This window comes from Pseudovibrio denitrificans JCM 12308 (assembly GCF_001310815.1).
Classification (GTDB): Bacteria; Pseudomonadota; Alphaproteobacteria; order Rhizobiales; family Stappiaceae; genus Pseudovibrio; species Pseudovibrio denitrificans.
The window spans coordinates 65,241-79,286 of sequence record NZ_BAZK01000020.1 but is presented as its reverse complement, the minus strand read 5'-3'; the positions used below and the strand labels follow the sequence as shown (position 1 = coordinate 79,286).

Genomic DNA, 14,046 nt, shown 5'->3' with positions numbered 1-14,046 from the left:
GTTTTCTATGTCTAAATACATTACGATTGACGGCAAAAGAATAGGTCAAGATGAAAAGCCTTATGTCATCGCAGAAATGTCGGGTAACCATAACCAGAGTATCGATAGAGCGATAAAGCTAGTTGATATCGCCGCTGAAGCTGGTGCTGATGCCATAAAGTTGCAAACTTATACCGCTGATACGATGACAATTGATGTTAGCGATGGTGAGTTTCATATTGATGATGGCGGATTGTGGCATAATCGATCTTTGTACGAACTTTATCAGGAAGCATACACTCCTTGGGAGTGGCATGCTCAGATTTTTGAGCATGCCAAAAGTAAGGGGATTACTTGCTTTAGCTCACCTTTTGATACTAGCGCAGTTGATTTTCTCGAAACACTTGGTGCTCCTGCCTATAAGATTGCATCGTTAGAGCTCACGGACTTGGATTTAGTTGCACGAGCTGCAAAGACTGGCAAACCTGTAATTATGTCAACTGGCATGGCAACTTTATCTGAAATTGATGAAGCTGTTCAGACTGCACGTGAAGCTGGGTGTCGTGAACTAGTATTGCTTAAATGTACTAGTGCGTATCCAGCTCAGCCTGAAGATGCAAATTTGTTGAGTATTCCAACTTTGCGTCGGAATTTCGAATGCCAAGTAGGGTTGTCAGATCATACTATGGGAACGCATATACCTATAGCTGCTGTCGCCTTAGGTGCTACTGTAATTGAAAAGCACTTCACAACTTGCCGCGCAGATGGAGGAGTTGATGCCGCTTTTTCTTTGGAGCCACATGAGCTGAAAGATCTAGTTGAGCACACAAGAGATGCTCATTTGTCGATTGGTAAAGCCCGTTTTGGTACTTCGTCTAGCGAGGCAACCGCAAAAAACCATCGGCGCTCACTGTATGTAGTGAGAGACTTAAAAGCAGGGCAAGTTCTGAAAAACGAAGATGTAAAAGCTATTAGGCCTGGTCTTGGCTTGCCGGTGAAGTTCCGTACAAAAGTGGTTGGATTAAGCTTACAACATGATGTGAAACGGGGTACACCGCTGACTTGGGATATCTTTAAATAGGTAGCCTGTCTTCCATAAAAAAGGTTGATATGTAATGAATAATAACGAACTGTTGACTGGCGCATTTTCCGAGGCGTTAGTTATTGATAAGTCTCAAGTAACTAACGAGTTGCAGTACAATTCCATTAAAGAATGGGACTCTGTGGCACACATGTCCTTAGTTGCGGCACTAGAAGAGACATTTGATATTATGCTTGATACTGATGATATCATTGATATGAGTAGTGTATTGAAGGCAAAAGAAATTTTGGCCAAGTACGATGTTAAGTTCTAATTTGCTAGCTGGTAAAGTCGCACTTGTTACCGGCGCTAGCCGAGGAATTGGACTGGCGATTGTAAAAAGATTTGCTCTTGAAGGTGCAAGCGTTTACATGAATAGTCGCTCCGAAGGAAGTATTGATGAACTAGCTAAGCAAATCTCGGCTGATTTTTCTGCTGATGTCCAGCCATTGTATTTTGATGTGACGGATTCCAATGCAGTACAAAAAGCTGTCTGGTCTGTTGCAAAGAAAAGTGGACGCTTGGATGTGCTAGTCAATAATGCGGGCATTATGCGAGATGCAATGATTGCAATGTCTAGCGACAGTTTGATTAGAGATAACATGGCTGTAAACTTCGAAGGTAGTTTCTATTGCTCGCGTATTGCAGCCAGGATTATGATGAAACAATCATATGGTTCAATTATCAATTTGTCTTCGATCATTGGAACTGTTGGTGTTGGGGGGCATAGTGCATATGCGGCTAGCAAATCTGCAGTGATTGGAATGTCGCATGCTATGGCGAAAGAGCTTGCACCCAAAGGTGTTCGTGTGAATGTCCTGGCTCCTGGTTTTATCGAAACTGATCTAACTGAAAATATCAAATCAGAGCGTCGAAAGAGCGTTATAGATCAGATCATGATGGGACGTGCTGGTACTCCAAATGATGTAGCCAATGTTGCACTGTTTTTAGCAAGCGATCTCTCTCAGTATGTGTCTAATCAGGTGATTGGTGTCGATGGATGCATGGTAACTTGAGCGAGTTATGAGTGTAGGGCGCGCGCGCTTCTTACTCATTTAGACTTTTCTTTAATATTTCTAAGCGGCATATTCATTACTTATGAGGCTACTTGGTGATTAAGTTTTAGCTTACTTATTAATAAGGTGAATGCGGGTGAACTTTTATCTTTCCTGTGCACGAGAGTTTGCGGAGCGTCCCCTTGCTACAGACGATACAGGTAAAACTCTTTTCTATCGTGATGTGCTCGTGGCAATTGAGGAATGGAAGAAAGAGCTGGGCGTGGAGAAACGCCTTATTGCGCTTTTAATGGACAACAGCATCGATTGTCTGCGTGCATATCTCTCACTCGCAGCTTGCGGTCATGCAATTATCCTTCTGCCTTCGGTTCTTTCTTCTGAAAATTTAGCTCGCATTAATGAGCTATATCTGCCCGATTTTTGTTTATCTATTTCAAATGAAACGGGTGCGTTAAGTAAGTCTTGCCAAAATAGTCTAAATGGACGGCTTGCTGATGATCTTTCAGTACTTCTTTCTACTTCAGGTAGTACTGGCTCTCCCAAACTTGTTCGATTTGATGCTAAGCGTTTAGAGTGTAATGCACGAGCAATTGCTGAGTATTTACAATTAGATCGACATGAGCAACCTTTGTGTCATCTACCTTTTTATTACAGTTTTGGTCTATCGATTCTTCATAGTCATTACGTTGTTGGCGCACATATGCAATTAACGAAGTTTTCGATTATGGAGAAGCAGTTTTGGGAGCGTTTAGACGGAGCAACGTCGTTGTCAGGCGTGCCGTTTCATTTTGAGCTATTAAAACAGTTAAGGTTTGAGCGGCGTGCTCCTAGCAGTTTGAAAACGCTAACACAAGCTGGCGGTAAAATGCGAGAAGAGCTGGTTTCACATTTTGCAAGCATAGCGGGAGAAAGGGATTGGCAGCTGATTATTATGTATGGACAAACAGAAGCTGCGCCGAGGATAAGTTGGCTTCCGCCTGAAAATGTATGCGAAAAGCCAAACTCTATCGGTGTTCCTATTCCAGGCGTTTCCTTGGCACTTTTGGATGAGCAAGGACAAGAGATCTTAATTCCAGGTCAGGAAGGCGAACTTGTCGTAAAAAGTCCTTCAATAATGCTTGGATATGCAGAAAAGCGTTCCGACCTCTTGTTGGGTGATGAATATGGAAATGAGTTGAAGACAGGCGATGTGGCAAAGTTCGACAAAGAAGGCTTCTTTTACATTGTCGGTAGAAAGAGTCGGTTTGTCAAAGTTCAAGGCAATCGTGTGAGCCTTCAAAGTGTGGAAGATCACATGAAAGACCTCGGCCATGATTGTGTGTGTTTGGGGAGGGATGATGAACTGCTAATCGTTATGAATGGCGAGTGTGTAGACCTTGCAGCTGTGCGAGATGCTGCTGTTAGATCTTTCTCCATACCTCCACGTTCAGTAATAGTTCGCAAAGTGGCAAAGTTTCCTCGCGCTGAGAGTGGCAAGGTTAAGTACGCAGAGTTAATGATGATGATGCAAGGTGAGGCATCAGTATGAGTATTCAGGCATTGATCGATGAGTTGTACCTGGAGCCTGTTTATGGCCTTTCTCAGCAGGAAAAAGATCAAAAAATATTGCCAATCATTAATGCGCTTACATTGAAGCATGAAGAATGTTGTGAGGCATATGGAAACATCTTGAAGGTTAGGAATGACTCAAGCCGCATTGCCGATAACATCGCTGATGTTCCTTTCTTGCCAGTGCGACTCTTTAAAACTAATTTGTTGTCGTCAGTGAGAGAGAGCGAGCAACTTAAAGTTTTGACGTCTTCTGGTACCACAGGTCAGCAAGTGTCCAGAATAGTTCTCGATAAAGACACTTCAGTTTACCAAACGAAAACTGTTGTTAAAATTATGCAACATTTCTTGGGTAAAGATCGTTTACCTATGTTGATTATCGATCATCCAAATGTCGTTAAGAATAGGCAGAGTTTTTCTGCTAGGGGAGCTGGCATTCTGGGTATGTCAAATTTTGGCCGTTCTCACACTTATATTTTAAATGATGATGATATGGGTATTGATTGGGAGAAACTAGTTTCGTTTCTTGAGAAATACTCCGGTGGTCCAGTTTTATTATTTGGTTTCACTTTCATGGTCTGGAAGTACTTGATACAAGCTCTCGAAAAAACGGGGCGACGTATCAATATCCCAAACGGGATACTCATACATTCTGGAGGTTGGAAAAAACTGGTTGAGGAAGCTGTTGATAATGAGACATTTAAATCGAGATTAAAGGCCGCCACTGGCATCAATAAAGTTCACAATTTTTACGGGATGGTCGAGCAAGTTGGCTCCATTTTCGTTGAATGCGAACATGGTCATCTTCACGCTCCAATTTTTTCGGATGTGATAATTAGGAACCCATTAGATTGGAGCGAGATGCCAGCCAATGAACAAGGGCTTGTTCAAGTTGTATCCTGCCTTCCCCTTAGCTATCCAGGGCATTCATTGTTGACTGAGGATCTTGGTGTGCTTCTTGGTGAAGATGACTGTCCTTGCGGTAAAAAAGGTCGGTATTTCTCAGTATCAGGGAGATTGCCTAAATCTGAAGCAAGAGGATGTAGTGATACATTTCAGGAGAATAGACCTTGAGTAGCCAACTTGCCAAATTAATCGATGAAAAGGTTGAGTTTTTAACACCTAGGGTATGCAGTGTAGAAGATGTTTGTGCTCAAACTACACTTCCGATATTTTCAGATGCAGCATTAAGTTTTATCAATGCACTTTCGAGAGCAATCTTGAGGAACACTCATTTGCGCCAATTTCCCGAGCTTATTGCGTTTGGGCACTGGATGCGACGACGAAACATTTTATCCCTTAAAGAAAACCTTTTTCAAGATCTGCGAGACCGTTGCTTAGTAGGTCGCGGTGTAGCTCTTCACATCGCACCAGCAAATGTTGATACTATTTTTCTATACTCTGTTCTTTTATCTCTTTTGTGTGGGAACATCAACATTGTGCGTCTTTCCTCGCGAAGAAGCGAGCAGTTAGAGACTATCGTTGAGTTGATTTCTAACTTGCTAAAGGATGAAAGCCATAAAGAAGTTGCTCAGCGGTTAATTGTGTTACGTTATGAGCGAAGTGATAGCATTACAGGTGACTTGTCTAAGTTGGCTGATCTACGCGTACTGTGGGGGGGGGACACAACAGTCAGCTCGATCCGTAAACTTCCAGCTAAGCCACATACGAGTGATGTTTGCTTTCCCGATCGGTGGTCTCTTGCTGTATTTAATGCTGACGACCTCGTAGAATTTGGAATTGACGATGAGCTTGTTCGACATTTCGCAAATGATTCTTACTGGTTTGGTCAGCAAGCTTGCTCGTCACCGCGATTGGTGATTTGGAGAGGCAAGTTCGAAAATTGTAGGCAGGCTTCTGAGGTTTTCTGGTCTAAGCTTAGCGCTGCTGCATTGCATTTTTCTGATGATTTGCTAGCAGTTGATTACGTTAATAAGCTTGTTGCAGTGGATGAAATGTCAATTCGAGGCGAAATTGCATCCAGTCGAGTAAATGCCAATAATCTTCTAAGTGTTGTGGATTTTGCTAAGGATGCATTACCGCAACTGGAGCACCACTGTGGAGCTGGTTTGTTCTTCCAAGCTTCTGTTTCGTCTCTTAAAGAAATAGCGCCTTTACTAGAGAGCAAAACGCAAACAGTCGTATCTGAGGGAATCACAAAAAGTGAGTGGTTGCAATTTATCACTGAATGCAAGCCGACTGGGATCAGCAGAATTGTTCCCGTTGGCGAAGCATTGAATTTTTCCTCGATTTGGGATGGGATGGATTTATTACGAGAGTTCACACGTGAAATTACAATTCATCTCTAATATTCAAGAAAGATAGATGCTCTGGAATGATTAGTGGCATGGCATCGTTTGGATCTGTAAATGCAGCAGGGTATGCCCCAAGAATCTATATTTTTATATGATGTTACACGCCTCATTGCACGGCGATGTATGCCTTTTCCTACTGGGATCGATCGAATTGATGTGAAGTTAGCGGTTGCGGTTTTTGATAATTTTTCGAAGGTGTCCTCGCCAATAATTGCCATAAATGGTCAATACCGGGTCTTGGGAGGACGTGAACGAGTAATTGTTATAGATTTTCTGAAGGCTCTGGAGGCATTTTGGTTTAAGCAAGAGAATATTCCTGATGCGACTCTTCGCCAGGTGAATCGTCTTGGTATTGCTCCCTTCACAAAAAGCCCTTCGAAGCGTAAGAGGAAACCTGATCCTCTTGTGAAGAGGGCGCGTAATCGTGTTTGCGCTATTTTCGAAGCTGCTCTGCAAAATACTCTTTTCTGGAGTCACCAGTTAACTCGGCGCGAAGAAGTAGTTGATTTTAAAAATATTTGCTACATTAACGTTTCTCATCAAGGTTTACTTCGCAGTTGTAATGTTTTGAAGAGGCTTTCGGATAACTCTAAACTTACAGTGGTGTGTTATTTGCACGATCTGATGCCGCTAGAAATACCGGAATACACTAGACGAGATCAGTTAGAATCTTTGCGAAGCTTTTTTGACGAGACTACTAAATACTCTACGCAGTATGTTGTAAACTCTCGTTCAACGTTTCAATCTCTAAAAGCATTTTTGGATGCGAAGGGGATTATGCGATCCTTTCCTCAGGTAAAGGTTATTTATCCTGGAATACGCCGGTTGGAGACAGGGAAAGATGTTGATTTAAACAATGAAACTATAGATGCGCCTTCAGCTGAACGTGTGGAGTTCACAGTTTTGGGCACAATTGAGCCAAGAAAAAATCATTTGCTTTTGCTGCAGATTTGGAGAGAACTGGCAGACTCTGGTTTTGAACCGATGCCGCATCTAAATTTTATTGGAAAGCGTGGGTGGATGTATGACAGTGTCGCAGCTTTTTTAGATAACTGTGATGTTATTCGGCCATACATTCATGAGCACTCTGGATTGGCTGATAATGAGGTTGCCAACATCATTAGAAGATCAAAGGCGCTTCTCTACCCTACTTTTGCAGAAGGTTTCGGGTTTCCTCTTGTTGAAGCTTTAGCATTAAACTGTCCAATTGTTGCATCTGACATAGGAATTTTTAGGGAGCTTATTTTGGATGGTGCTAACTTAATTCATCCCCTTGATGGAAAAGCTTGGATGGAAGAAGTTAAACGAGTTTCATTAGGTGGCAAGCTAAGTGTTTCAACACTAATTCATGAACTCCCGACTTGGGATGAGCACAAAGCAGAGTTTTGCCGATTGCTTGAAGATGTGACCGATGTCGAAATGGATAGTAGTTGTTAGTCATTGATAAGAATATGTTCAAGCGCATCAGTTTTCAGAAAAACATGGTAGTCTCATGGTTCATCGCCTCCTTACCAACAACGGCCCGAACGTCACCACGTACACCACAAAAGCCAGTATCCATGCCAGGGCGGAGATGTCGTAGAGCCTTGCAGACATCTCTGGCATCTGTCCTGCGGTGAAGCGGAGGAGGATGGAGAGGGTCATGGCGCAGTAGAGGAAGGTGGTGCCTTTGCTTGCTTTAAGATCCTGACCGGTATGTCCGAGGGTGGCGCGGGTCATGACGCGAGGGTCATCATGCCCATGACACCGGCCATGAGCAGGTGTTGGGAGCCGGTGACATCAAGCAGGTCTGGGAGGAGGATTGCAAAGCCCAGAAGCAACAGGCCTGTGGGGACGAACAGATACGCCACATGAAGCACCAGAACCAGAGGCTCTTTGAAGGTATACTGCCCTTTCCAGCGAGCCAGACGGGCAAAGTGGAGGCTGCCTGCAATCACAAGCGCCACACCTGCAAGCCAATGATCTTCCAGTGCTGTCCAGATCAGAAGCCCTGCCAAGAGGAACAGTAGGGAGAGCTTGTCGAACTTCTGCATAGGGCCAACAGGGAGATTCTTACTGCCTTGCTTCACGAGCCAGTTGCGGGTGAAGGACGGGATGATACGTCCGCCGATCAGACCTACCATCAGCACCATGGTGGAAATGCCAAGGCGCATACCATAGCCGTTTGCAGCGTACCCACCGCTCCAGGCTTCCCAGTGGAACAGTAGGTTTGCGATGATGAGCAGGGCCATCAAAGCAAGCACGATCAGATTGCGCCAGTTCTTACCTGCCATAATCTCGCGCAAGCAAGCTGCTGCGAGCATCAAGGGCATGGAGATATCCAGCACGACGATCAAGCCAGCTGGCAGATAGGCCCCAAACAGGATCGCCACACGGCCAATCACCCATAAGCTAAAGAGTAAAATCAACGGCTTGCCGACAATCGGCATCCGCCCGGTCCAGTTGGGAATTGCGGTTAGCAAGAACCCGGCCACCACGGCGTTCAGATAGCCAAACAGGAACTCATGGGCATGCCATGAGACCGGACCAAACGCGACCGGGAGTTCAATATGCCCCGATATCAGTGGAATCCAGAGCAGCATAATCACAACTGCCCAAATGGCACTGGCGAGGAAAAATGGTCTGAACCCGTAACTGAAAAGCGCAGGGCCCTGCCAGGATCTGACTTGTTCCATTGTAGTCGACATGAGGCGCTCTTTTGGCTTTTGGTGATGTGCTTTATGCACATTCAGTGATCTACGCGTTAGCGTTGCCATCAGCTTCACCAATCCAAACTAGCATGTCCTTGACTATTATTAAGTGCACTCTGCATTTACGGGGGATGAAGGTTTCGTCGCGTCACACGCCCCAGAGCTCTGCGATTTTTACGGCAAGAAATTTAGATGCACCAAAAGCACCACATGGCCTCCCATGCAGTGTTGGAACTTAAATCTCCCGAAGATCGGGAGGAGCAAGGCGGCAGGCAACACCTGCGCTACTTGTTAGATATGAGTCTTCGGCATTGGCTACGCGCCTTGCCCGGGCATTTTGGTATGGCCAACATCGCCTCTTATCCTGAAAGACATGATAGCCGGTTTCCCGGAAGGATAGTGGCTTTGCTTAGATAAGTTTCCGTATCCAAACAGGTCCTCTACCCCTGACATGTGCTGCTCTGACCAGCAAATGCCACTGCGTGATGCCCTTCAGGCTTGGGCCCTTCCTCTCAGGCCATGCAGTCACGCCTGAAAATCGGTGCCACCGGACCTCTGCAAGATGCGTTACCCCTCACAAAAGCCCCACCCAGCCCACGACACACCGACGGACGGCCCGCCAGCAGCCCGTCACGTGGGCATGCATTGAGTATGAGCGCACTTTCCAGCAAGGGGGATAAGTTTTTCCGTGCGCTTTCTTGCTCGCTGCAGTGTTTAAACTCAAAGGGCAACTAAGGGCCAAATGCGGACATTCGACCAATTCAATCATTGATTGCAGCTGCTTGTCCTGAAGAGATCTCGGTTTTATTTTGTAGGGATTTTTTCGGAGAATACTCGATTGAGTATCGATTAATTGCGAGTTAGCTCGCAAGTGCAGCATGCTGCTGAATGAACATTACGAGCGAAGAGTGCAAAAAGAAAGCAAACGTTTCTGGCAGCTGAGATTGTCAAAGTGGGGTAGCAGGAACGCAAATGCAGGGCCGGAAAATGTATTTACCTCGTCAAGAATTAGCTTTTATGGTGCAGGCTGCCCTTTGACCGCTGTTTGGCTTATGCAAATCCACACTTGAAATACGAGGTGTTGGTATGACTGAAAGATCAAAAAATACAAATGGGCCTCTGGTCGACAAAGGTGAAGCTAGCATAGAAAGTGCAGCGCAAGCCTCGATAACAGCTTGCGGCGTTTTGCGCTCTATGGCGGTTTTACGTTTGAGAACATCGTGCAAGCCATAGCACGCGATATACTGGCACACAGTATCAAACTTGCTGAGGCAGCTGATTTCCTAGTTATCGACCATTTCCACGAGGAAATATTAACCGAGGTGCTACGCGGGTAAAAAAGCCTGTTAGAGTTCGAAAGGCTGATCTGCCAGCCGCTGGATTGGGCGGCAGGTTTGGCGCTTGCTGCTGACGAGTGGCGCCGTAAGCGGTACCCGAAAAATTAGGTCGCTTTGACTTGTCCAGCTTTTTCAGTTCGGCTGGCGCAATTGAATCCTCAGGATTGAATTCTATAGCTTTCAGGTAAAGCTCGCGTGCATGTTCGGGGTATTGCGGTGCAAAAAGCCTCGCGGAGCGCCTGTAAACTATGTCACTTCTTGCTGGAAATACGCGCACCCACTTTTCAATATGAGCATATGCCTCAGATATCTCTCCTTGATCGACGTAAAGGGCAACTAGTTCTTGCCACAAATGGATATTTCGTGAGCCCGCTGGGAAGTGCTTACGCACCAAATCGAAGGCTTGTTTATACTGTTGAAGCATTCTTAGTGTGCGAATGTGAATTACTATTGAGTCTGCATCTTCTGGAATGAGTTCAAAAAATTCCAATGCGCTGCTGTACTGTTTGTGGCGGACGAGTCCACGTGTATATTCTTTCAGTAATTCAAGGTCAGATTTGATAACGGAACCGTGTGCATCAAAAAGTCGATTAAGCTCTTTAATTTTGGGCTTGCCAATTAGTATTTCAAGCAGTTGGTTTCGCGTTAAATTGTCCGTTTCTCTCCGCATGAAGGTGTCAATCATGCGAGAAACTTGCTCCTCAACCAACCTATCGGTCACGTGAATTTGGTCGTCATGCCAAGCCAATTTACGATCAGTTAAAGTGACAGCTTCAAAACTTGGAAAATAAAACACGTTGTCAAAAGAGCAAACTGCCTCTTCTGCAACCGCCCGCAGCACACTTTTGGAGTAAGTGTTGGCCACAGCGACGTCTAATTGCCTGTGTGTTTGACCTAGCGGCACAGGAGACACCGAGATTAAGATGTTGGGTGTCGCTTCGCAATGAAGGTTTAGGAGTTCGATAGTGCGTACAAGATAAGAGAGTAACTCGTTGTGGCTTAAGACATGCAATTGAAACCTTTCTGGCTCCGTACGCAGTAAGACAGGGAGTGGCGTGACATTCAAGTAATTGCTTGACACTGTGTCGTACCAAACTTCTGACAGTCCGAGCGTGATAATTACGGTGTGAGACGTTGTTACCGTGCGGTACATTTCAGTGACAGCTCGCCTCCTCGCCTCAACTGTACTTCTTGCACACGGTCGGGTGCCGCTTGCGATGTGCAAATCTACGTATCTACCTTCTCCAACTTTGCAGATATTCTTGCCGTAATCATAAGGATTCAATGGGTCCAAAGCCCATGAAAACTCATTAAATATTGAAGGTGTGCCGTAACTGTTCAAAACCCTAACTTGAACACCTGCAAACTCTGGCTGTTTCAAAAGCTCTTTGGCAGGCAGGCGAAAACCTTCCTGTTCTAAATTGCGCTCCACGTTCCGCGCGAAACAAGACCCTACTGTGAAAATCCTGGATCGTGGTTCCAACTTGAAACTAGCCTCGATACGGGGTCTTGCGATAGGTTCAAACCTGTTCGCACTCCCTCTGTTGGGCCAACCAGCAGCAGGGTTACTTTTCCTTACCTCTATCGCTTCTCGAGCAGGGATTACTTGGAGCGGCACCGCAGCCTCCTAGTTTGCAACGTCTATGGCACAACGCTAGGTAAGGTTCTTCATCTTTGTCAAGAAGCGAGTTGTTGAACAGCCAAGTGTCTTAAGTATACCTCGTTAAGCTTTGCAGCGCTCTACGCGGCAACTACCAGCAAGTAGCTGAAGAGTTTAATGAGCTGAAAGCGGAGAACCTGTGACCAAAGAACTAGGTTACTCGGCTGCACGCGTCAAACAAGCAGCTGCTGAAGTCGGTTAACGTTTCGGATAAGAAGCTGTCATCATGAGACAACATCTCATGCGGCGCCCGAAACAGCATCAACTTGTGAGCTTGAGAAGTTGTAAGCCCCGACCAAGTTCTCAAGGATTTCTTACGCGGTTTACTCCATGTAACTTCATTATACCAAATGGTATGAGAAAGTGTTGAGCAATCTCAGTTCAAGGAGGTTCGAGCAACAAGGCTTATTTCCTCCAATAAAACAGCTTGTTATAAGTAAGTGAGAGCACCTTTTCACGAGGCGTGGATTGAACCTAATTGAGAGATTTTCAGTCCGAACTCATTTCGTTGAGCTATCTAGTGATTGCATTGCGTCCTGCACGAGTGATCACATAACACAACGAAGTACTGCGAGCTCGGGTACTCGAAAATCGTCTTGAACATAGCAACAACCCTAGATAGAAATACCCGAATGTCCGATGTAGGTCCAAGGCGTTAGCCGTTACTGATCGAAGTTTTCTGCGTCGTAGTGAACGGCAGCTTTGTCCGCATGGAGACTCATTGTTTCCATAGCACGGCTAACGAGGAGCCCCACAAAGGTTTCAGATGTGAAATCGACCTGCGGTTAAGAACAAGCTAAGAAGGCTCGAATACCATATCAGGGTCAATGCCAGCTAAAGGTCATCAGCCACAACCTATAACTTCCCCGCTTCCCCCTACTTCTCAATCCGGTTGCCGACATTGTATTTCCCACGTGGTTTTTTCATTGGCAGGCGGTCGACTTCTTCCAGTGTCTTGGCGTCATAGATGACAACAGCACCATCCTCTTCCCAGATGGAAACCAGCGCGTGCTTGCCATCCTGTGTGAACTCAACATGGGCAGCGCGGGCGCCTTTTTGAGGGCGCAAGGTCTTTACGATCTCAAGGGTCTGTTTGTCGATGATCTGAATGGCGTCTTTGTGTGGGCCAAAGAAAACATCCACCAGAGATAAGGGGAGTTCTCATGTGTGCGGGTAAAGAAGCCTGACCCGAGCATCTCGATTTGCTTGAGGGTCTCCCATGTTTTCATATCAACGATAGAAACGAGAGGCTCTCTCAGATGAGGGGTTGCCATGACTGTGCGCTCGCCCATCTTCCATGTGGAACCAGAACCCAGATGCGGCATGCCTGTCAGATCCAGATCTGCGATCTTGTGGCCGATCACCAGATCAACCACCTGTCCGCCTGTACCGCTCGGCGAAGCCCCATCACATATTCATCAGTCGGGTCGAGATAGAAATCTTCAACGAGGCTTTTGACTGTGATGGTGCGGAGCGGAAACGGATCCTTGTTGGGGGCTGGTCCTTCCACGCGCCAGTCATGTGCAAAGCCATAGTGGGGTGGATTGGGACCGTAAAACACTTCCCAGATGGAGGGCGTGTCTTTCAGGGCCAACACAAAGCTCTTGCGCTTGGCAGCGAGGTAAACAGCCGAGACACGGCTCGGCGAACCATCCTTGCCTTTCACGTGCTCCACCTTTTGTGGGCTCAGATCATCTGCGGAGAGGATTGCAAACGTATTGGGCAGGTAGTTGGCCACAGCAATCCACTTGCCGTCATGGCTCAGCATGATGTTCCGGCTGTTCAGGCCTGCACGAACACGGCCGACCTCCTGCAGCGCGTAAAGATCAAACTTCTGAATCCAGCCGTCACGGGACATGATGTAGACGTAACGCCCATCCGGTGAGAACTTGGGCTGTCCGCGCGTACCAAACGGCGTCTTGAAGCGTGTCATAACCTCAAAACTGTCTCCATCCAGAACGCTGACAGAGTGATCTGAAGTCTCAACCACCAGCGTCACATTCAGCGGATCTGCCGACCAGAGCGCTTTTTTGACCGGTTCATAGTCGTCGTTTTTAATCAGGCTCGCTGAAATCTGCTCCATCCCCCAAACAGGTCGCCGTCCTGTGGAGTTTTCAAATAGGCGCTGAGCTCGTCGATCTGCTGGTCATTCAACACATCGCGGAAAGACGGCATCTCAGTCGCTTCCCGCCCGCTCCTGATCGTATCCTGAAGCGCTGTGCCACGCAGACTGCCCAGAGTTTCAGGAAGCAGAGCCGGACCGATCAGGCCCAAACGGTTCTCTCCGTGGCATTCAACACAATGCTTTTGATAAAGAGCAGCAGGGTCAGCAAGGCAAGCAGATGCTGTAAGAACAGCCGACCCAAGAGAAACAAGGAGCCTGATCATTGAATTAACTCAGAAATTTGGAGTGCAGTCTA

Annotated in this window: 10 protein-coding genes and 2 pseudogenes; 7 read left to right on the top strand and 5 right to left on the bottom strand. The window is 46.3% G+C overall.

What is annotated here, in order from left to right; all coding sequences use genetic code 11:
* The first annotated feature begins 7 nt into the window (after positions 1-7).
* The 7 genes from pseI to JCM12308_RS21620 all read left to right on the top strand — a co-directional run bounded on the left by pseI (position 8) and on the right by JCM12308_RS21620 (position 7,376).
* A complete protein-coding gene (gene pseI / locus JCM12308_RS21650) occupies positions 8-1,060 on the top strand; it encodes a pseudaminic acid synthase (protein WP_054785047.1) in 1,053 nt (350 codons plus the stop codon).
* A 34-nt stretch (positions 1,061-1,094) separates the two neighbouring features.
* Positions 1,095-1,334 (top strand): acyl carrier protein, encoded by a 240-nt coding sequence (locus JCM12308_RS21645; protein WP_054785046.1) that lies wholly within the window; start codon positions 1,095-1,097, stop codon positions 1,332-1,334.
* Positions 1,321-2,076: an SDR family NAD(P)-dependent oxidoreductase gene (locus JCM12308_RS21640; RefSeq protein WP_054785045.1), complete on the top strand. Its 756-nt coding sequence runs from the start codon at positions 1,321-1,323 to the stop codon at positions 2,074-2,076. Before JCM12308_RS21645 ends, JCM12308_RS21640 begins: the two co-directional genes overlap by 14 nt.
* A 136-nt stretch (positions 2,077-2,212) precedes the next feature.
* Positions 2,213-3,604 (top strand): AMP-binding protein, encoded by a 1,392-nt coding sequence (locus tag JCM12308_RS21635; protein WP_164845342.1) that lies wholly within the window; start codon positions 2,213-2,215, stop codon positions 3,602-3,604.
* The gene (locus JCM12308_RS21630; RefSeq protein ID WP_208609132.1) at positions 3,601-4,698 is read left to right on the top strand and encodes a LuxE/PaaK family acyltransferase; all 1,098 of its coding nucleotides are present in this window, start codon (positions 3,601-3,603) and stop codon (positions 4,696-4,698) included. The genes JCM12308_RS21635 and JCM12308_RS21630 overlap by 4 nt, the downstream gene beginning before the upstream one ends.
* Positions 4,695-5,933 (top strand): acyl-CoA reductase, encoded by a 1,239-nt coding sequence (locus tag JCM12308_RS21625; protein WP_054785043.1) that lies wholly within the window; start codon positions 4,695-4,697, stop codon positions 5,931-5,933. Before JCM12308_RS21630 ends, JCM12308_RS21625 begins: the two co-directional genes overlap by 4 nt.
* A gap of 60 nt (positions 5,934-5,993) precedes the next feature.
* Entirely contained in the window at positions 5,994-7,376 is a 1,383-nt protein-coding gene (locus tag JCM12308_RS21620; RefSeq protein WP_083417188.1) for a glycosyltransferase, read from the top strand.
* A gap of 60 nt (positions 7,377-7,436) precedes the next feature.
* Here the strand turns inward: JCM12308_RS21620 and JCM12308_RS21615 are convergent.
* From JCM12308_RS21615 to JCM12308_RS30735, 5 genes and pseudogenes are all read right to left on the bottom strand, one after another.
* Positions 7,437-8,614, bottom strand: a pseudogene (locus JCM12308_RS21615) (NnrS family protein).
* Positions 8,615-9,916: 1,302 nt separating this feature from the next.
* Entirely contained in the window at positions 9,917-11,584 is a 1,668-nt protein-coding gene (locus JCM12308_RS21605) for a GSCFA domain-containing protein (RefSeq protein WP_054785040.1), read from the bottom strand.
* Positions 11,585-12,502: 918 nt separating this feature from the next.
* Positions 12,503-12,990 (bottom strand): annotated as a pseudogene (locus JCM12308_RS31795) (cytochrome D1 domain-containing protein).
* Positions 12,987-13,709, bottom strand: a complete 723-nt coding sequence (locus JCM12308_RS30740; protein WP_208978843.1) for a cytochrome D1 domain-containing protein — start codon at positions 13,707-13,709, stop codon at positions 12,987-12,989. The pseudogene JCM12308_RS31795 and the gene JCM12308_RS30740 overlap by 4 nt, the downstream one beginning before the upstream one ends.
* Positions 13,685-14,014 (bottom strand): c-type cytochrome, encoded by a 330-nt coding sequence (locus JCM12308_RS30735; RefSeq protein WP_208978842.1) that lies wholly within the window; start codon positions 14,012-14,014, stop codon positions 13,685-13,687. The genes JCM12308_RS30740 and JCM12308_RS30735 overlap by 25 nt, the downstream gene beginning before the upstream one ends.
* Between the last annotated feature and the right edge of the window lie 32 nt (positions 14,015-14,046).